The following is a 19187-nucleotide window of genomic DNA, read 5'->3' on the forward strand; positions in this document are numbered from 1 at the left end:
ATTATTCCCCTCAGCCCTCGACCGTGATGCCCATGGAACGGGCGGTGCCGGAGATGATCGAGATCGCGGCCTCGACATCGTTCGCGTTCAGGTCAGCCTGCTTGGTCTCAGCGATCTGACGGACCTGGTCCTTGCTGATCTTGCCGACCTTGACGGTGTGCGGTGTGGCCGAAGCCTTCTGCACGCCCGCGGCCTTCTTGATCAGTTCAGCAGCCGGCGGCGTCTTCAGGACGAACGTGAAGCTGCGGTCCTCGTAGACGGTGATCTCAACCGGGATGACATTGCCCCGCTGCGACTCGGTCGCGGCGTTGTAGGCCTTGCAGAACTCCATGATGTTCACGCCGTGCTGACCCAGCGCGGGGCCGATCGGCGGCGCCGGGTTGGCGGCACCGGCGTTGATCTGGAGCTTGATCAGGCCGGTCACCTTCTTCTTAGGTGCCATTTCCTTTTCCTTTCATCGAGCGGATGCCGAAGCATCCGATCTCCCACGAACCCGGCATCTCCGGACTGTGGTGAGTCTGTGCGCGAACGCACAAACCACGTAAGTCTACCTGATCTGCGACTCTGGCGTGCGATAGCGCTCGACGAGCCGCTCCCCGAGTTCGCGAAGCGCGGTCCGGATCTCGGGCGGCTTGATGACCTCGATCGCACTCGTCCATGCCGCGAGCTGCTCGGCGAGGGCATCCGTCCGGTGCGCCCGCACCTCGATCAGTCGTCCGTCACCATCGATCACCCGCGCCTGCCGACCGAATCGGTCGCACACGGCACGTACCGCCCAGGGTTCTGCCCTGATCACGGCGCGTACCCGCCCGCCGAGTCCCTCGACGTCGGCGATCATGCGCTGCACGGTCGTCACCTGTGGGCGCTCGGGCGCCTCTGGCTCAACGCGACGAGAACCGAGGTGACCTCGGACTCGGTGAGACCGGTCAGGTCGGTGCGCGCACCTCCGATCAGACGCCAGCCGCCACCGCGCCCACGAGTGGGGGTAGATCGGCACGCCGGACATCACCAACGCCTCGAGATCACGCCGCGCCGTCGGCACCGACACCTCCAGCTCGGCTGCGAGCTGGGACGCAGTGGTCGGCGGGCGCCCCTAGAGCAGCAACAGAGCTCGAATTAGGCGATCGGCACGAATTCTGCACCTCTTTTCTGAAGTGATCAGAGGATGATCACTTCAACGACGACTATAAAAGAAACAGCACGCCGACAGGAGGAAGAAATGTTCCGTGGTCTTGCAAATCTCAATATCGTCGCCGACGACATGGCAGCCGCCGTCGAGTGGTACAGCCGCGTCTTCGACGCACCGCCGTACTTCGCCCGCCCCGAACAGGGCACACCGCAGTATGCCGAATGGCGCTTCGGCGACGATGACGACGAGTTCGCGCTGATGGATGCGCGATTCCGTCCTGCGCTCGCTGAACCCGGCGGCGCGCTGGTGAGCATGCATGTCGATGACATTCAGGCCGAGGTGGATCGCCTGCTCGCACTCGGAGCGGTCACCTTCGATCCCGTCACCCAGCGCGGCGAGGGTTGGTGGTCAACCTCCGTCAGTGATCCGTTCGGCAACCTGATCGGACTGATCCAGAGCCCGCACTGGGCCGCGCAGCACAGTGCGTGAAACTGAAACGCCCCGCCGACCGACGTCGACGGGGCGTTTCAGGAAACCGAATGTCACGACATCTTGGTGACCTGATCGAACGACAGCTCGACCGGAGTCTCGCGCTCGAAGAGAGAGACCAGCACCGTGAGCTTGCCGCTCTCCGGCTTGATCTCGCTGATCGAACCGGGAAGGCCGGCGAACGACCCCTCCTTGATGGTGATCGTCTCGCCGATCTCGAAGTCGACCTCGGCGGGAATCGAGCGCGGCACTGCCACACCGCCCTTGGACTGCACGTTCTTCGCGGTCGGAACGTCCTTGACCTCGACTAGAGCCTTCAGCATGTTGAAGGCCTCTTCGAAACGCAGCGGCGTGGGGTTGTGAGCATTGCCGACGAAGCCGGTGACACCCGGCGTGTGACGCACAACCGACCAGGTGTCTTCGTTGAGTTCCATGCGCACGAGAACGTAGCCGGGGATACGGACGCGCGTGACCATCTTGCGCTGACCGTTCTTGATCTCGACGACGTCCTCCATCGGGACCTCGATCTGGTAGATGTCGTCCTCGACCTCGAGCGTCGACTTGCGCTGCTCGATGTTGGCCTTCACCTTGCGCTCGAAACCGGCGTACGAGTGGATGACGTACCACTTGCCCGGGAGCATCCGAAGATCCATGCGGAACGCCTCGTACGGGTCTTCCTCAGCAGGTGCATCCGCCGCGTCGTCAGCGTCGCCGCCGACCTCAGGACCGTCGTATGCCGGCACCTCGTCAGCAGCGGCTGCCTCGACCTCAGCCGTCTCCTCGGCCGCTGCGTCCGTCAGCACTTCAGCGGCGGCTTCTGTCTCTGCCGTTTCGTCCAGGTTGAGAGCGTCATTCACGATCGCGTCAGCCTCCGGGTCGTTGATCTCGATGTCTTCCGCGCCTTCTGTGTCAGCTTCTTCTGCGTCGCCTTCGATGTGCACCGCGATGCGCTCGGCCGACGTGACCGACTGCTCTTCAGCGGCAAGAGTGTTTCCCTCTTGCGCTTCGTCGTCCTCGCTGGACTGCTCCGCAGCGGTCGCCCAGTCGGCGTCGCCGGAATTTCGTTCAGACACGTTATTTCTTTCCAATCGATGCGGCCGAAGCCGCAGGGATGCTTACTGCGGCACCCCGAAGACCTGAGCCGTAACCCACGAAAAGAGGGTATCCAGTCCGTAGACCATGCCCATCATGATTCCCACGAACACCAGCACGACGCCGGTGAACTTGAGCAGCTCCTTGCGCGTCGGCGTGACGACCTTGCGCAGTTCGCCGATGACCTGACGGAAAAACAGCGCGATCCGGCCGAAGAAGCCGAGCTTCTTCACACTGGCGGCGCCGCCTGCCGCGACGATCTCGCCGCGCGGTTCGTCCTGATCCATCCTGAATGTACCTTTCGTGTGTCAGCGTGGCGCTGACGCGCAGGGCGGACAGGAATCGAACCTGCAACCTGCGGTTTTGGAGACCGCTGCTCTGCCAATTGAGCTACCGCCCTAGAACCCTGGCGGGCTCTGGGTCTGTATCAGGGCCGCGCCCGAAGGCACGAGAAATGATGCAGACAACTGCCTGTCCAGTGTACGGCATGCCGCGGGGACCGGCGAACCACGGGCGGTCGGCCAGGCCGGGCGGAGGTCGGGGGGAAGAACCCGCTCCTCAGAACAGCTGACGCCAGTTCGCCCGGGCAAGATCGAGCAGCTCGTCACCGCGCCCCGACATCACGGTGCGGATGGCGTAGAGCGCGAAGCCCTTGACCTGCTCGGCCGAGACCGCCGGAGGCATCGACAGCTCCTGCCGCTCGGTCACGACATCGAGCAGCGCTGGCCCGTCATGCGCGAGCACCTCGGCGACGGCATCCGGCAGGTCCTCGCTGCGCTCGACGCGCCGCGCGAAGATCCCGAGCGCCTCGGCGACGGCCGCGAAGTTCGGGTTGTCGAGATCGGTCGCATACGTCACGAAACCGGCCGCCTTCATCTCGAGCTCGACGAAGTTGAGCGAGGAGTTATTCACCACGATCGTCTTGACCGGCAGTTTGTTCTGGGTGAGGGTGATGAGCTCGCCCAGCATCATCGCCAAGCCCCCGTCACCGGCGAGCGCGACGACTTGCCGATCAGGCTGCGCGGTCTGCGCGCCGATGCCGTGCATGAGCGCATTCGCCATCGACCCGTGCGTGAACGAACCGATCAATCGGCGTCGGCCATTCATCGTGAGGTAGCGCGCCGCCCATACCGTGGGGGAGCCGACATCGGCGGTGAAGATCGCTTCATCGGTCGCCGCCTCATCCAAGAGCCGGGCGAGATACTGCGGATGAATCGGGTTATCGCCCTTCGTCGGAACCGCCAGCTCGTCGAGTTTGGCGCGGGTCTTCTTGTAGTGAGCGACAGCGTCATCGACGTGCGAGCGATCCCGTTTGGCGTCGATGAGCGGAAGCAGCGCGTCAGTGGTCGCCTTGACGTCACCGACGAGACCCAGATCGAGCGGATGCCGTTTGCCGAGCTGCTTCCCGCGGATGTCGACCTGGATGGTCGTGGCGTCCTCGGGGTAGAACTGCTCGTACGGGAAGTCCGAGCCGAGCACGAGCAGAGTCTCGGCAGCCTCCATCGCACGGTAGCCGGAGGCGAAGCCGAGCAGCCCCGTCATTCCGACGTCGAAGGGGTTGTCGTGCTCGATGAACTCCTTGCCGCGCAGAGCATGCACGATCGGCGCGCCGAGCTTGTCGGCAAGCGCCACGACCTCGTCATGCGCGCCCTCGACCCCTGCGCCGGCGAGAATCGTCACCCGATCGCACTCATTCAGCAGTTGCGCGGCCTTGTCGAGCTCGTCGGCGTTCGGTACGACCGTCGGCCTGGTCCGCTCGATGACCGTGGTGCGATGAGCCGGGATCTCAGCAAGCGCCACGTCGCCAGGGATCACCACGACCGCCACCCCACGCTCTTCGATCGCCGCGCGCATGGCGATCTCGAGGACGCGCGGCATCTGTACCGGGTCGGCAACGTACTCCGCGTAGACGCTGCACTCGCGAAACAGCTCCTGGGGGTGCGTCTCCTGAAAGTAGCCGGTTCCGATCTCATTGGTCGGAATCTGCGCGGCGATGGCGAGAACCGGCACGCGCGAACGCTGTGCGTCGAAGAGTCCGTTGATCAGGTGCAGGTTTCCGGGGCCGCACGAGCCCGCGACGACGGCGAGATCACCGATGATCGCAGCATCCGCCGCGGCGGCGAACGCGGCCGACTCCTCGTGGCGCACATGCAGCCAGCGGATCGTGCCGTCTTTGCGCAGCGCATCGGTGAAGCCGTTGAGCGAGTCGCCCGGGATCCCGTAGACCCGATCGATCTCATTGGCGCGGAGGGTGCGGACGATGTTCTCTGCGACGGTGACCATGGCTCCGACGCTACCCCTCTGGCGCGACGAAAGGGCAGTTGCGCACGGTAATCGCGAATGCGACCGTGCCGAACTGCCCTTTCGGTTCAGCGTCAGGCAGTGCGGATGAGCTTCTTGTTCACGAACTCGTCAGCGGCGAGCAGCCCCAGCTCACGCGAGGTGCCGCTGCGCTTGACGCCGCCGAAGGGCAGCTCGGGGCTGTCGGCGCCGACGATATTGACGTAGACCATGCCTGCCTCGATAGCGTCGGCGACGCGTTCTGCCTGCGCGGCATCCGTCGTGAACACGTACGATCCGAGTCCGAATTGTGTGTCATTCGCCAGCGTGACCGCCTCAGCCTCTGAGCTCACCCGGTAGACGACCGCGGCCGGACCGAACAGTTCTTCACGGTAGACGTCCATCTCGCCCGTCACATCGGTCAGCACCGTCGGGGCGAAGAACGTCCCCTTGCGGGTTCCGCCCGTGCGCAGCGTGGCGCCCTGGGCGACGGCGGTGTCGATCTGCTGCTGCAGACGCTCGGCGGCGGCTTCCGACGACAGCGGGCCGAGCACGGTCTCCTCCTGCGTCGGGTCGGATGCCGTGACCGCCGCGAGCGCATCCGTGAACGCGTCCGTGAACTGCTCGTAGAGCTCATCGACGACGATGAAGCGCTTGGCGCCGTTGCACGACTGGCCGTTGTTGTCAAGGCGCGCGTCGACAGCCGCCTGTACCGTGGCGCCCATGTCGTCGGTGGACAGCAGAATGAACGGGTCGGACCCACCGAGCTCCAGCGCGACCTTCTTCAGGTGGCGTCCGGCGAGCTCGGCCACGGCCGCCCCGGCACGCTCGGATCCGGTGACCGAGACGCCGCGCACGCGCGGGTCGGCGATGATCGTCGCCGCCTGGTCATTCGTGGCGTAGACATTGACATAGGCGCCGTCGGGGACACCAGCATCGCGGTAGATCGCTTGCAGCAAAGCCGCCGACTCGGGGCACTGCGGAGCGTGTTTCAGGATGATCGTGTTGCCGACCGCGAGATTCGGTGCCGCGAACCGCGCCACCTGGTAGGCGGGGAAGTTCCACGGCATGATCCCCAGCAGCGCGCCCAGCGGCGCGCGCCGGATCACTCCCGTGCCCTCGCCGATCACCTCGATCGGTTGGTCGCCGGTGATGCGCTCGATGTTGTCGGCGTAGTAGTCGATGATGTCGGCGGCGAACTCGACCTCGCCGACCGCGGCGGCGATGGGCTTTCCCATCTCCTTCACGATGATCGTCGCGAACTCGTCGAGGCGTTCGCGGTGAAGCTCCGCGATCCGATGGATCACCTCGGCCCGGCGTGTGACCGGCGTCGATGCCCAGGCGGATGCCGCGGCATCCGCCCGGGCGATCGCATCGTCGATCTCGGAATCGGTGAATGTGTCGTAGGTGGCAATCGTCTCGCCGGTGGCGGGATTGGTCACGGCGTAAGCGGTCATCATCGTCCTCTCGCGGTGGCGCCTATGGGTGTCAGCTGGGGATCAGAGTGTACTTGGTGGACAGGTACTCGTGAATGCCCTCGAAACCGCCCTCGCGGCCCACGCCCGACTGCTTGACGCCGCCGAAGGGCGCGGCGGCGTTCGAGACGACTCCGACGTTCAGGCCCATCATGCCGGTTTCGAGCGCATCGATCATGCGATGTCCGCGGGCGAGGTCTTCGGTGAAGACGTACGAGACGAGCCCGTACTCGGTGTCGTTGGCCAGGCGTACCCCCTCCTCTTCTGTCTCGAAGGTGGAGATGGCGAGCACCGGTCCGAAGATCTCCTCGTGCAGGATGTCGCTTCCGGCTGCGACCTCGGTGATCACCGTCGGCTCGAAGAACGTGCCGACACCGTCGAGCGCATTGCCACCGGTGAGCACGGTGGCACCGCGCTGGGTCGCGTCGCCGACGAGCTCGGATGCTTTCGCCACGGCATCCGCGTCGATCAGGGGTCCGATCGTGACGCCGTCTTCGGTTCCGCGTCCGACCCTCATCTCCTTCACGCGCGCAGAGACCCGGTCGGCGAACGCCTCGGCGACGGATGCGTGCACGATGAAGCGATTCGCCGCGGTGCACGCCTGACCGATGTTGCGGAACTTCGCCGCCATCGCGCCCTCGACCGCTTTGTCGAGGTCGGCGTCTTCGAATACGACGAAGGGAGCGTTGCCACCCAGCTCCATCGAGACACGCAACACGCCCTCGGCTGCCTGCGCGATGAGCTTGCGGCCGACCTCGGTCGAGCCCGTGAACGAGAGCTTGCGCAGGCGCGGGTCGGCGATGATCGGAGCCGAGACCTTCGACGACGTCGATGTCTGAACGACGTTCACGACGCCCGCAGGCAGCCCCGCTCGCTCCAGCAGCGAAACGAAGAAGATCGTCGTCAACGGGGTCAATGCCGGGGGCTTGATGACCACCGTGCACCCCGCGGCGAGCGCGGGCGCGATCTTGCGGGTCGCCATCGCGAAGGGGAAGTTCCACGGCGTGATGAAGAACGACGGGCCGACGGGCCGCTGCGACACGACCATGCGGCCGGTGCCCTCGGGGTTGATGCCGTAGCGGCCGGAGATGCGCACGGCCTCTTCACTGAACCACCGCAGGAACTCGCCGCCGTAGACGACCTCACCGCGCGCCTCGGCGAGGGGCTTTCCCATCTCGAGCGTCATGAGCAGGGCGAGGTCTTCTTTGTGCTCCTGCACGAGGTCGAAGGCGCGGCGGAGGATCTCGCTGCGCTCACGCGGTGCGGTCTGTGCCCACGCCTCCTGCGCGGCGACGGCTGCGTCGAGGGCACGGATACCGTCCTCCGGTGTCGCATCGGCGATCGAGGCGAGCACGGCGCCCGTCGCCGGATCGTGCACGTCGAAGGTGCGGTCGCCTGCGGCATCCGTCCATTCCCCGCCGATGAACAGGCCCCGCGGCACGGAGTCGATGAGCGCGGTCTCATTTGCTGCCAGTGCGGTTGTCATAGGTGTCTCCTTCAGGCTCTGATGGTGTCGACGATCGTGGCGGCGGATTCTCGGCAGTGCCCTTTCGTGCTCAGGCAACCGCAAGCGCTGCCTGGACGATATCGAGTCCCTCGTCGAGCAGCTCGTCGCTGATCGACAGCGGCGGGAGGAACCGGATCACATTGCCGTAGGTGCCGCAGGTGAGCACGATCACGCCCTGCGCGATCGCCTCCCGGGCGACAGCGGCGGTGAGCGCGGCATCCGGTTCTTTCGTCTCAGGGTCGACGAACTCGGCGGCGATCATCGCGCCGTGGCCGCGCACGTCGCCGATGCGAGGATCGGATGCCTGCAGCGCGGTCAGGCGCCTGGTCAGCAGCGCCCCGATCTGCTGCGCGCGCTCGATCACACCGTCGTTCTCGAACACGTCGATCGCCGCCAGCGCGGCGGCACAGGCGATCGGGTTGCCGCCGTAGGTGCCGCCGAGACCGCCGGCGTGCGATGCGTCCATGATGTCGGAGCGTCCCGTGACGGCTGCGAGCGGCAACCCGCCGGCGATTCCCTTGGCCGTCGCGATGAGGTCGGGTTCGATGCCGAAGATCTCGCTGGCGAACATGTGGCCGGTGCGAGCGAAACCGGTCTGCACCTCGTCAGCGATGAAGACCACGCCGTTGGCACGACACCATTGGGCGATTGCGGGGAGGAATCCATCGGCCGGCACGACGAAGCCGCCCTCACCCTGGATGGGCTCGATGATGACGGCGGCGAGGCTGTCGGCGCCGATCTGCTTCTCCAGCTGCGAGATCGCGCGAGCGGCCGCGTCGGGTCCGCAGAGCCCATCGCGGAAGGGATACGACATCGGTGCCCGATACACCTCCGGCGCGAACGGCCCGAACCCGCTCTTGTATGGCATCGACTTCGCCGTCAGCGCCATGGTGAGGTTGGTGCGGCCGTGGTAGCCGTGATCGAACGCGACCACAGCCTGGCGACCGGTGTGCTTGCGGGCGATCTTGATGGCGTTCTCGACGGCCTCGGCACCCGAGTTGAACAGCGCGCTCTTCTTGGCGAAGTCGCCCGGGGTGAGGCGGTTAAGCGCCTCGGCCACGGCGATGTACGACTCATAGGGCGAGATCATGAAACAGGTGTGCGTGAACTGCGCGGCTTGAGTTGCGACAGCTGCGGCGACCGTCGGATGCGCATTGCCCACCGTGGTCACCGCAATGCCGCTTCCGAGATCGATGAGCGAGTTCCCGTCCGCATCCACGACCACACCGCCGCCAGCTGCGACGGCGGCGACAGGGACGGTGTGCCCGACGCCAGCAGGAACGGCATCTGCCTTGCGCGCGAGGAGCGCGGCCGAGCGCGGCCCCGGAAGGTCGGTGACCAGGCGTCGTCGCTGCGGAAGGTCGGGGCCGCCGAGCGGAAGCGCCTCGGCTGTCGAATCGAGGAGAGTCATGTGTGTGAGCGTAGGCGTCTGACTCTGCCTACGCACTCACCGAACCGTACAATACAGGGAGAATTTTCACCAGACCGTACAACCGAGGAGTCACCGTGGACCAACCGACCCTGCGCGCACTGCTCGCGCGTCGTGACCTGCGGATGCGCCTGGTCTCCACCGACCTTCCCGCCGACACCCTCGATCGCCCCCTGCGCTGGGTGCACTCCTCCGACCTTTCCGATCCCACGCCCTTCCTCGCGGATGACCTCGCGCTGCTGACGACCGGCACCCAGTTCACAGATGAAGACGCCACCGGCATCGACTCCTACGTGCACCGTCTCGCCGAACGCGGGATCGTCGGGCTCGGCTTCGGCACTGAGGTGCAGCGGCCAGCGATACCCGAGCGTCTCGTCACAGCGTGCACGGCCGCTGACATGCCGCTGTTCGAGGTGCCGTACGGCACCCCGTTCATCGCCGTCGCGCGCGCACACTCCGAGGCGATCGCAGCGCAGACCTACGCCCGACGAACGTGGGCGCTCGATGCGCAGCGCGCCGTGGCCATCGCGGCTCTGCGCCCACGAGGACTCGAATCCACACTCTCCGAGCTCGGCCAGCGGCTCGACCGGTGGGTGGGCATGTTCGATGCCAGCGGCACACTGGTGCACGCGCATCCGCCCCGGCGCCTCGTCAGTGACGCCACCGCGGCACTCGCCGAGCACGCGGCCGAGCTCATCGCGCGCGGAGGACACGCCAGCCAGGTGCTGACGGTGGATGCTGAGCCGTTCACCCTCTTCACCGTGGGCGGCGCCAGGCATCTGCGCGGCGTGATCGCGATCGCCACTGCCCACCTCGACGCCGAAGCGCGCGCCGTCGTCACCTCTGTGATCGCGATGGCCGGCCTCGCCCTCGCGCAGAGCGAGCGATGGGAGGCAGCCAGGCGCCGACTGCATTCGCAGGTTCTCGCCTCGCTGCTGCTTGACGATCCGTCCCTGGCACGCCAGGTGCTCGACACGCTCCCCGCCGAGCCCGTGACGATCGCGGTCGCGCCAGCGGATGCCGCAGCGGAGGCCATCGTCGACTGGTGGGAGCGGCGCCGTATCGACCACGGCACGTCCGCCTTCACCGGATCGTCGGATGCCGGGCTGGCGATGGTGGTCACAGCAGCCGATCAGCACCTCTTCGACGAGGTCGCCGAGCGCTTCGGCATCCGTCTCGGTGTTTCCGAGCCCGAGGAGTACCGGGCGTTCTCGCGCGCTCACGAGCAGGCTGTCGCCGCGCTGCAGCACGGCGGAAAGAACCCTGGCCGGGCCGCGGCGGTGCGTTATGCCGACACGGTGGCGTCGAGCTTCCTCGGCGCCCTCGCGACCGACGAGGCACGACTGGTCGCCGCGTCGCACCTCGCGCCGCTGCGCACCCACGACGGCATGGAGCACACGCTGCGCGTCTGGCTGGAACACGACACCCGCCTCGAGCCCGCCGCGGCGACCCTCGGCATCCATCGGCATACATTGCGCTCGCGCATCGCGCAGGCGTCGCTGTTGCTCGACGCCGACCTATCGACGTTTCCCGCGCGCGCCGAACTCTGGGCGGCACTGCAGGCCGTCGACGGCTGAGAGTCCGTCAGGCGACTCGCGGCTGAGCACGACCGGCGAAGTGGACACTCGCGGTGCCGTCTTCGAGGGTGAAGGGAACGAGCGGCATCCATACCCCGAGCGCATCGGTGATGAACGTGCCGTCATCGGACAGCGCAAGAGCTCCGGAGAAACTGCTCTGCCCGAAGTTCTCTGCTGCGAGCCCGCCGACGGTCACGGCGACCTCGGGTGCGGAATCGGTCGCCGTGATGGCGATGCGCATGTTGACCCGTTCGTAGACGCCGTACCAATCTGCCTCGCTCGGCGCCGGGTGAGGTCCTGGTGTCAGCTCCGGCTGCGGGCCGACGGCGCACAGCTCGTCGATGACACCGCCGACGATCTCGGGCATCAGTCTGCCCACACCCGGTCCGTTGCCGACCAGCACGACAGCGACATCGTCGTCGGGCAGAATCCGCATGAATGAGCCCTGGCCCACCGTTCCTCCGTCATGGCCGACCACGCGCTTTCCGCTCCAGTGCGTGATCATCCACCCGAGGCCCCAATGCTCGGCCATCGAACGATCCGGCACCGAGACCTGTGGCGACCAGGCCTGCTGCACGAGTTGCTCGCTGAGCAGTCGCTGCCCGGACGGAGCGACCCCGCCATCCAGATACAGGCGAGCGAAGGAGAGCAGATCGGATGCCGAGGCGATGATGCCGCCCGCTGGGCCCATCGTTCGGGGGGTGGCGACGGCGGGTGCCGGAACCAGCCCCGTGTCACTGGGAACGTGCCCGAATGCTGCGCGATGACGAAGCGCCTCCTCCGGGAGCGAGCAGGAGTGGCTCAACCCCAGCGGGGCGAGAAGCCGCTCTCTCAGAGTCTGGTCGAAGTTCGTGCCGGCAAGCTTCTCGATGAGCCGGCCGGCAATGGCGAATCCGGTGTTGCAGTATGACCACGCGGCACCGACCGGCAGCACCTGGGTCAAGCCGTCGCACGTCGCGACATAACGCTCGAGCACGTCTTCACCGCGGCCGAGATCGAGAAAATGGTCGCCGTCGATCCCGCTCGTGTGGGTCAGCAGGTGTCGGGCGGTCACCTGTGCTCGAGCGTGCTCGTCTGCCCACGCGAGCTCAGGCAGATAGCGGATCAACGGCTCGTCCAGATCGAGTCGGCCCTCGTCGACGAGCATCAGCAGAAGCGTCGCCGTGTATGCCTTGGTCACCGAACCGATTTGGAAGACGGAATCCGTCGTCGCCCCCACCTCGGTGTTCAGGTTGAGGACGCCCGAGGCGAGCGTCTGCACTTCTTGCTTATCGAGAACCGCCAGCGACAGTGCAGGTATGTCGCCTGCCGCCGTGAACTCGTCGAGGCGCGCGCCCCATGCTTCGACGTCAATGGGCATGTTCGTCACCTTCAGAATGCGCCGGCGTTCGGTCGTCACTGCGAGGTGCCACCGGCGGCACACCCAGCAGGCGTGTGAAGGCCGCCACGAAGAGACCGGCGACATCAGTCGAGAGATCGACCATCCACTCGAGCATCAATCCGCGGACGAGGCTGTTGACGATGGCCGCGAGATGCTCGGGCGGAATATCTATCTCGACATCGATCCGCTGACACTGGGAGACGAGGAAATCGGCGAAGTCCGCTCGCCCTGCCCGCTGCACGTCCATCATCCGAACGCTCAGCTCCGGGTCGCTGGACGCGAAGGCGTAGAACTCGAGTTCGGCCGTGCTCCATTCACGAGAACGAGACGCTTCAGCGGCGATCCACCGCGCCAGCGCGGCCACGCGCTCGGAGCTGTCGAGATCCGCAGAGAGGTCTTCCAGAGCTCGGTCGAGCTGGTCATCGAATCGTCTGTCGATGAGCGCGACGAAGATCTCTGCTTTATTGGCGAAGTTCGAGTACACCGCTCCCCTCGTGAACCCCGCCTTCGTGGCGATGTCCTCGACGGTGACGCGGTTGAAGCCCCGCGCGACGAACAGGCGATGCGCCGCATCGAGTATGCGAGTGCGAGTGATCTCGCGAGGAATTCGAGTCATGACAGCTCCTTCGATACGGACTGTATCCTGTGCTTGAGTTGACGTCAACGGATGCTTGGCCCTTTGACATCACGAACCCGTCGAGGTGTAGCCTCTGAGACAGCACATCTCGATACATGCTGTATTCAATTTGGGAGGCATCATGAGCAACGACATCGAGGTCGGTGAGATTCCATGACGCACACGGCGCGACGAATCATCGACCTCTTCGACGAAGCCGGGGCGACCGGCTACCTCCACGCCACCGAGATAGGAGTCAACGCACACGAGATCGACGTCGCGGCGGACGAACGCGTCGTCCTCGCCTCGGTGTTCAAGGTTCCGATCGCCGTAGCGTTCGAACGCGAGGTCTCAGAAGGACGGCTGTCCGCGGCTGAACACACTGTCGTCGGCAGCCGCTATCGCATCGGCGGGGTGGGCACCGCCGGTTTCTGCGACGACGTTCGAGCGAGTTGGCGCGACCTCGCACACCTCATGCTCACCCTCAGCGACAATGCGGCCACAGATGTGATCTACCACCGTATCGGCCACGCACCGATCGCCGCGGTGCTGGACGACCTCGCTCTGTCGCATACGCAGGTTGTCGGATGCTGCGAAGACATCCTCGCCAGCATCGGCGCCGATCTCCAGATCGATTGGCGCTCACCCGACTTCGACACCGCATTGGGCCGAGCGGAACCTGAGGACCTGCGGAATCTCGCTGTCCTCGATCCCGCGCGAACCTCATCGTCGACGCCCCGGGACATGACCCGCCTGCTCGATGCGATCTGGACCGATCGCGCAGCACCCGCTGATGCGTGCGCGCGCATTCGCGACACGATGTCGCAGCAGGTATGGCCGCATCGACTGGCAGCGGGCTTTCCTGCGGGTGCCCGAGTGGCCGGCAAGACCGGCACGCTGCCCGGCGTGCGCAATGAGATCGGGGTGATCACGTACCCCGACGAGCGCGCGTACGCTGTCGCCGTGTTCACTCGGTCGCGCACGCTCGAGCCCCATCTCCCTGAGGTCGACCGCGCGATCGGCAGTGCGGCACGCATCGCGATCGACGCGCTTCGCGAACGCTGATGCTCGACCGATACCCTCAGCGCGGCGCGTGGGCGTCGAGGAACTCGTAGACGTCGGTCGAGTCGACCCCCGGGAACGACCCGGTCGGCAGGGTCGCCAGGAGCGTCCGCGGCGTCTTCACGTTCGGCCAGGAGTGCTCGCGCCAGCGCTCTTCCAGTTCGGTCGGCGCGCGGCGACAGCACACCTCGACCGAGTGCTTGGAGGTGCCGCGGTTGGCGGTGTCGCGTCCGACGAACCAACGCGTGTCGTCGAAGCGCACGCCGACGCTGACCGAGTGCAGCCCCTCGCTGGATGCCTCGACCCGTGCCGTGCACCAGTAGGTGCCGTTTCCGGTGTCGGTGTACTGGTAGTACGGGTTGAAGCGGTCGTCCTCATCGAACACGACGCGGCTGGTCCACTTGCGACAGCACATCTGCCCCTCGATCGCGCCGAGCCGATCGGTTGGAAAATTCACGTCGTCGTTCTCGTATGCCTTGGTGATCGTGCCCGACTCGTGCACCTTGAGGAAGTGCACCGGGATGTCGAGGTGCCGCGTCGCCAGATTCGTGAAGCGGTGCGCCGCCGTCTCGTAGGACACCGAGTACGCGTCACGCAGATCTTCGATCGAGATCGCCCGGCGCGCCTTGGCGTCTTTCAGCGCGGGCACCACATGCGCTTCGGGGATCAGCAGCGCACCAGTGAGATAGTTCGTCTCGACCCGCTGCCGGAGGAACTCAGCGTAGCTGCGCGGCTCGGCGTGGCCCAGCATCCGAGACGATAGAGCTTGCAGCACAGCCGTGCGCGCGTCGCCCTTGGCCGGAACGCTGCTGGAGAGGTAGAGCCGGCCGTGCGCGAGATCGGCCACGCTGCGCGTGGACTGCGGAAGATCCGGGGCGTAGTGCAGCGTGAAGCCGAGATACGCGGCGATCTCGGATGCCGTGCGCTGGGTCAGCGGGCCGCCGGGGTGGCCGACGGCGTTGAGGATCTCGGATGCCTTCGCCTCCAGATCGGCGAAATGATTGTCTTGACTGCGCATTAGATGACGAAGCTCGACGTTCGCTCGGCGCGCCTCTTCGGGCGTCGCCGCACGCTCGTCGCGGAGGCGGTCGATCTCACCGTGCAGTGCGAGCATCGCCTTGAGTGCGTCAGTGGGAACACTCTTGGCGATGCGGAAGGGGTCGATGCCCAGCGATCGGAAGGTCTGGCCCTTCATAGCTCGCTCGAGTGCGATCTCGACCGCACTGCGCTCATCGAGCGGTTCACCTTCGAGGAGGGCGTCGATGCCCGTGCCGAGAGCGCGAGCGATGGCCTGCAGCAGTGTGAGCTTCGGCTCGCGCTTGCCCGTCTCGATCATCGACAACTGACTCGGCGCGCGCCCCACCGCCACCGCCAGGTCTTCGAGCGTCATCGCCTGCGCAGTGCGCAGTTGCCGGATGCGGCGGCCGATGGTGAGGGCATCGGTGTCTTCTGCGTCATCAACGGTTGTCATGCGCTTGATTCTGTCACGAAAGCAGAAAATTAAACATTCTTCTCTACGAATTTGGTCGGTTACGTGCTCGAACTTCACACAGAGTAGATGTCAAGGCACTCGACCCCAGAAAAAGGATGACGATGATGACCACTCCCACCGCAACCCCAACGACGGCTCCGACGCAGACCATCGCGCAGGGCCCGGTGCTCGAAGTCACCGGCCCCATCCGCGAGCGCTTCGATGAGATCCTCACCCCTGAGGCGATCGCGTTCCTCGCCGAGCTGCACCACCGCTTCGCCGCGCGGCGGCACGACCGGCTCGCCGATCGCATGCGTCGTCGTTTCGAGATCGGCAACGGTCACGACCCTCGCTTCCGCGATGACACCCGCCACATCCGCGAAGATGCCGACTGGCGTGTCGCCGGCGCCGGCCCCGGCCTCGAAGATCGCCGCGTGGAGATCACCGGGCCGACCGACCCGAAGATGACCATCAACGCGCTGAACTCCGGTGCGCGGGTATGGCTGGCCGACCAGGAAGACGCCACCAGCCCCACCTGGAACAACGTCATCGGCGGCCAGCTCTCGCTGCGCGACGCGATCCGTGGCGAGCTGAGCTACACGAACGAGAACGGCAAGACCTATGAGGTCACCGCCGAGCGCACGCCGACGATCGTGATGCGTCCGCGCGGCTGGCACCTCACCGAGAAGCACATGACCTTCACCGACCGGTCGGGCCGCGCCATGGCGGCATCCGGCTCACTCGTCGACTTCGGTCTCTACTTCTTCCACAATGCCCAGAAGCTGATCGAGACAGGCCGCGGCCCGTACTTCTACATCGCGAAGCTGGAGTCGAGCGAAGAAGCAGGGCTCTGGGACGACGTATTCACGTTCGCCGAGGACTACATCGGCATCGATCACGGCACCATCCGCGCGACCGTGCTGATCGAGACGCTGCCAGCCGCATTCGAGATGGACGAGATCCTCTACGAACTGCGCGACCACTGCGCAGGGCTGAACGCCGGTCGCTGGGACTACATCTTCTCGATCATCAAGAACTACCGTGGCCGCGGCGCCCGCTTCGTTCTGCCCGACCGCAGCGAAGTCACCATGACCGTGCCCTTCATGCGGGCATACACCGAACTGCTCGTGAAGACATGCCACAAGCGTGGAGCATTCGCGATCGGAGGCATGAGCGCGTTCATCCCGAACCGCCGCAACCCCGAAGTGACTGCGATGGCGATCGAGAAGGTCACCGCCGACAAGAAGCGCGAGGCCACAGACGGTTTCGACGGCACCTGGGTGGCCCACCCCGACCTCATCCCCACCGCGCAGGCGGAGTTCGACGCCGTGCTCGGCGACCGACCGAATCAGATCGACCGGCAGCGCGATGACGTGCAGGTGAGCGCGGAAGACCTGCTGAACCTGCAGATTGGCCGCCCCATCACCGCTCAGGGCGTGCGCGACAACGTCTCGGTCGGCATCCGCTACATCGAGGCATGGCTGCGCGGGCTCGGGGCCGTCGCGATCGACAATCTGATGGAGGATGCCGCGACCGCCGAGATCAGCCGCTCGCAGGTGTGGCAGTGGATTCACCAGGACCGCACGACCGAAGACGGCACCCGCATCACCCCCGAGTACATCGAGGAACTGATCGCGCAGGTGCTCGACCAGGCGACCCGCAGCGCCGGTGACCGCTTCGATGACGCCGCCGAGGTGTTCCGCGAAGTCGCGCTGCGCGACGAGTTCCCCTCGTTCCTCACGCTCGGCGCCTACGCGAAGCACCTGACCGAGACGGCCTGACCGCGAGAAACAGCTTCCTGCACGAGAAACGTCCTGCCTGCACCTGTCTCATGCGGCAGGACGTTTCTCGTCTCGCGCTGCCGCCGCGCTGCCCCGCCCCGTCAGCCGATCTCGCCCGCGGCGACTGTCTCCGCGAGCGAGTGAACGCGCGGAAGGTGATGCGCGCCGTAGAAGTCGGCGTTCGCGAGGCGACCAGCGGCGTCGTCTCCTGTTCCGACCGCGACGACGGCGAGCGCGTGCATCCAGCCGCCGGCGAGAGTGCCCAGCAGCATGAGGTAAGGAACTCCTGCGGCGTAGGCGTGCCGCGACGGCCCGAAACCGAGCAGAGCATCGGTGGCTCCGCGAGCGGCGTCCACGGCGCGCGCCAGACGCTCCGCGGTGCGCTCTGCCACCGGTGTGCCCCCCGCACGCAGCGCGGCGACGGTCTCGTCGATTTGGTTGAACAGCGCCTGGGCCGTGGCCCCGTTGTCGCGCAGCACCTTGCGACCAATGAGGTCGTTGGCCTGGATCGCGGTCGTTCCCTCGTAGATCGGCATGATGCGCGCATCGCGGTAGTGCTGGGCGACACCGGTCTCTTCGATGAAGCCCATCCCGCCGTGCACCTGAATCGCGTCCGACGTCACCAGCAGCGCGTCTTCGGTGGCCCACCCCTTCAACACGGGCACGAAGAACTCGGCGAGCGCATGCGTGCCATCGCTCTCGGCGCGGTCGAACAGATCGCCAACGAGCACGCCGAGCGCGCGCATCGCGAAGATGCGACTCGACATCGACAGCAGCAGGCGCTTCACATCAGGGTGCTCGGCGATGGGCGCGCTGCCCGGGCGATCGATCACCGCCCCCTGCTTGCGCTCGGCGGCGTAGGCCGCGGCTTGCTGATAGGCGCGGTCTGAGATGCCGGTGGCCTGGTATCCCATGCCGGTGCGGGCGGAGTTCATCATGACGAACATTCCGGCGAGTCCGCCGTGCAGGTCGCCGACGAGGTATCCCGTGGCATCTTCATAGGCCAGCACACAGGTCGGGCTGGCGTGGATGCCGAGCTTGTGCTCGATCGCGACCGTGCTGACCGCGTTGCGCTCGCCCAGCGAGCCGTCATCGCCGACGAGGATGCGCGGTACGACGAACAGCGACAGCCCCTTCGCTCCGTCTGGTGCGCCCGGTGTGCGTGCGAGCACGAGGTGCACGATGTTCTCGGCGATGTCGTGGTCACCCCAGGTGATGAAGATCTTCTGCCCGCTGACGCCCCAGGTTCCGTCGTCGCGCTGCGTCGCCATGGTGCGAATGGCGCCGAGGTCGGTGCCGGCCTCGGGTTCGGTGAGGTTCATGGTGCCCGTCCATTCACCGCTGACGAGCTTGGTCAGAAACTTCTCGCGCAGTTCGTCGGATGCGGCGGCATCGAGCGCGTGGATCTGCCCTGCCGTCAGCAGCCAGCACAGCGCGAAGGCGGCGTTGGATGCGTTCCACAGCTCGCCGAGGCCAGCACGCACGACGCCCGGCAGTCCGTCTCCGCCGGCGGAGAGCGGCGCCTCGGCGGTGATCCAGCCAGCTTCGACGAACGCCCGATACGCGTCGGCGAATCCCTCGGGCATGCGCACCTCGCCGTCGACGAGCTGGGCGCCCTGCCGGTCGCCGACGGTCTCCAGCGGAGCAAGGACGGATGCCGCGAACTCGCCGGCTCCCGCGATGATCTCGGCGGCGTCCTGTGCGGTCAGCTCGCCGCCGGTGGCGCGGGCGACGAGGTCGAGTCCGAACGCCTCGCCGTAGAGGAAGGCGTAGTCGGAAACGGGCGGCTCGTATGTGGAATCGACGACCATGGCGTACTCCTTGAATTCTGACAGAAACGGGACTCGGGGCCAGTATAGGCGATACTGAGTCTCACCATGGAGGGCAGAGCGCATCCT

The 19187-nt window shown here is 66.1% G+C and carries 16 protein-coding genes and 1 tRNA gene; 4 read left to right on the forward strand and 13 right to left on the reverse strand.

Annotation, left to right across the window (positions count from 1 at the left end; all coding sequences use genetic code 11):
• Nucleotides 1-10: 10 nt before the first annotated feature.
• Together rplK and Q1J95_RS02055 are read right to left on the reverse strand one after the other, a co-directional pair.
• Nucleotides 11-442: a 50S ribosomal protein L11 gene (gene rplK / locus Q1J95_RS02050; protein WP_300265607.1), complete on the reverse strand. Its 432-nt coding sequence runs from the start codon at nt 440-442 to the stop codon at nt 11-13.
• 105 nt (nt 443-547) lie between these two features.
• The gene (locus Q1J95_RS02055; protein WP_366945537.1) at nt 548-1048 is read right to left on the reverse strand and encodes a WYL domain-containing protein; all 501 of its coding nucleotides are present in this window, start codon (nt 1046-1048) and stop codon (nt 548-550) included.
• A 171-nt stretch (nt 1049-1219) separates the two neighbouring features.
• Between Q1J95_RS02055 and Q1J95_RS02060 the strand changes: the two genes are divergently transcribed.
• Nucleotides 1220-1618 (forward strand): VOC family protein, encoded by a 399-nt coding sequence (locus Q1J95_RS02060; RefSeq protein ID WP_300265608.1) that lies wholly within the window; start codon nt 1220-1222, stop codon nt 1616-1618.
• Nucleotides 1619-1671: 53 nt separating this feature from the next.
• On the opposite strand, the gene nusG is transcribed toward Q1J95_RS02060, so the two are convergent.
• From nusG to gabT, 7 genes are all read right to left on the reverse strand, one after another.
• Nucleotides 1672-2691 carry a transcription termination/antitermination protein NusG gene (nusG, locus tag Q1J95_RS02065; protein WP_300265609.1) on the reverse strand — a complete coding sequence of 340 codons (1020 nt, stop codon included), beginning with the start codon at nt 2689-2691 and terminating at the stop codon, nt 1672-1674.
• A gap of 42 nt (nt 2692-2733) precedes the next feature.
• Nucleotides 2734-2997, reverse strand: coding sequence for a preprotein translocase subunit SecE (gene secE, locus Q1J95_RS02070; protein WP_300265610.1), 264 nt, complete (start codon nt 2995-2997; stop codon nt 2734-2736).
• Nucleotides 2998-3037: 40 nt separating this feature from the next.
• Nucleotides 3038-3110, reverse strand: a tRNA-Trp gene (locus Q1J95_RS02075).
• A gap of 158 nt (nt 3111-3268) precedes the next feature.
• A complete protein-coding gene (poxB, locus tag Q1J95_RS02080) occupies nt 3269-4993 on the reverse strand; it encodes a ubiquinone-dependent pyruvate dehydrogenase (RefSeq protein WP_300265611.1) in 1725 nt (574 codons plus the stop codon).
• 92 nt (nt 4994-5085) lie between these two features.
• Complete coding sequence (locus Q1J95_RS02085) at nt 5086-6447, reverse strand: NAD-dependent succinate-semialdehyde dehydrogenase (protein WP_300265612.1); 1362 nt, start codon at nt 6445-6447, stop codon at nt 5086-5088.
• Nucleotides 6448-6478: 31 nt separating this feature from the next.
• Nucleotides 6479-7951 (reverse strand): NAD-dependent succinate-semialdehyde dehydrogenase, encoded by a 1473-nt coding sequence (locus Q1J95_RS02090; RefSeq protein ID WP_300265613.1) that lies wholly within the window; start codon nt 7949-7951, stop codon nt 6479-6481.
• A 70-nt stretch (nt 7952-8021) separates the two neighbouring features.
• Entirely contained in the window at nt 8022-9383 is a 1362-nt protein-coding gene (gene gabT / locus Q1J95_RS02095) for a 4-aminobutyrate--2-oxoglutarate transaminase (protein WP_300265614.1), read from the reverse strand.
• A gap of 95 nt (nt 9384-9478) precedes the next feature.
• Between gabT and Q1J95_RS02100 the strand changes: the two genes are divergently transcribed.
• Nucleotides 9479-10978, forward strand: coding sequence for a PucR family transcriptional regulator (locus Q1J95_RS02100; protein WP_300265615.1), 1500 nt, complete (start codon nt 9479-9481; stop codon nt 10976-10978).
• 7 nt (nt 10979-10985) lie between these two features.
• Here the strand turns inward: Q1J95_RS02100 and Q1J95_RS02105 are convergent, their stop codons facing one another.
• Together Q1J95_RS02105 and Q1J95_RS02110 are read right to left on the reverse strand one after the other, a co-directional pair.
• Nucleotides 10986-12338: a serine hydrolase gene (locus Q1J95_RS02105; RefSeq protein WP_300265616.1), complete on the reverse strand. Its 1353-nt coding sequence runs from the start codon at nt 12336-12338 to the stop codon at nt 10986-10988.
• Complete coding sequence (locus tag Q1J95_RS02110) at nt 12328-12975, reverse strand: TetR/AcrR family transcriptional regulator (protein WP_300265617.1); 648 nt, start codon at nt 12973-12975, stop codon at nt 12328-12330. The genes Q1J95_RS02105 and Q1J95_RS02110 overlap by 11 nt, the downstream gene beginning before the upstream one ends.
• A 174-nt stretch (nt 12976-13149) precedes the next feature.
• On the opposite strand from Q1J95_RS02110, the gene Q1J95_RS02115 reads away from it, so the two are divergent.
• The gene (locus Q1J95_RS02115; protein WP_300265618.1) at nt 13150-14040 is read left to right on the forward strand and encodes a serine hydrolase; all 891 of its coding nucleotides are present in this window, start codon (nt 13150-13152) and stop codon (nt 14038-14040) included.
• A 16-nt stretch (nt 14041-14056) separates the two neighbouring features.
• On the opposite strand, the gene Q1J95_RS02120 is transcribed toward Q1J95_RS02115, so the two are convergent.
• The gene (locus Q1J95_RS02120) at nt 14057-15508 is read right to left on the reverse strand and encodes an XRE family transcriptional regulator (protein ID WP_300265619.1); all 1452 of its coding nucleotides are present in this window, start codon (nt 15506-15508) and stop codon (nt 14057-14059) included.
• 125 nt (nt 15509-15633) lie between these two features.
• Here Q1J95_RS02120 and aceB point away from each other — a divergent pair, with 125 nt between their 5' ends.
• Nucleotides 15634-17289 (forward strand): malate synthase A, encoded by a 1656-nt coding sequence (gene aceB, locus Q1J95_RS02125; RefSeq protein WP_300265620.1) that lies wholly within the window; start codon nt 15634-15636, stop codon nt 17287-17289.
• Nucleotides 17290-17390: 101 nt separating this feature from the next.
• Here aceB and Q1J95_RS02130 read toward each other — a convergent pair whose 3' ends face one another.
• Nucleotides 17391-19100 (reverse strand): acyl-CoA dehydrogenase, encoded by a 1710-nt coding sequence (locus tag Q1J95_RS02130; protein ID WP_300265621.1) that lies wholly within the window; start codon nt 19098-19100, stop codon nt 17391-17393.
• Nucleotides 19101-19187 lie beyond the last annotated feature (87 nt).

This window comes from Microbacterium sp. (assembly GCF_029263575.1).
Classification (GTDB): Bacteria; Actinomycetota; Actinomycetes; order Actinomycetales; family Microbacteriaceae; genus Microbacterium.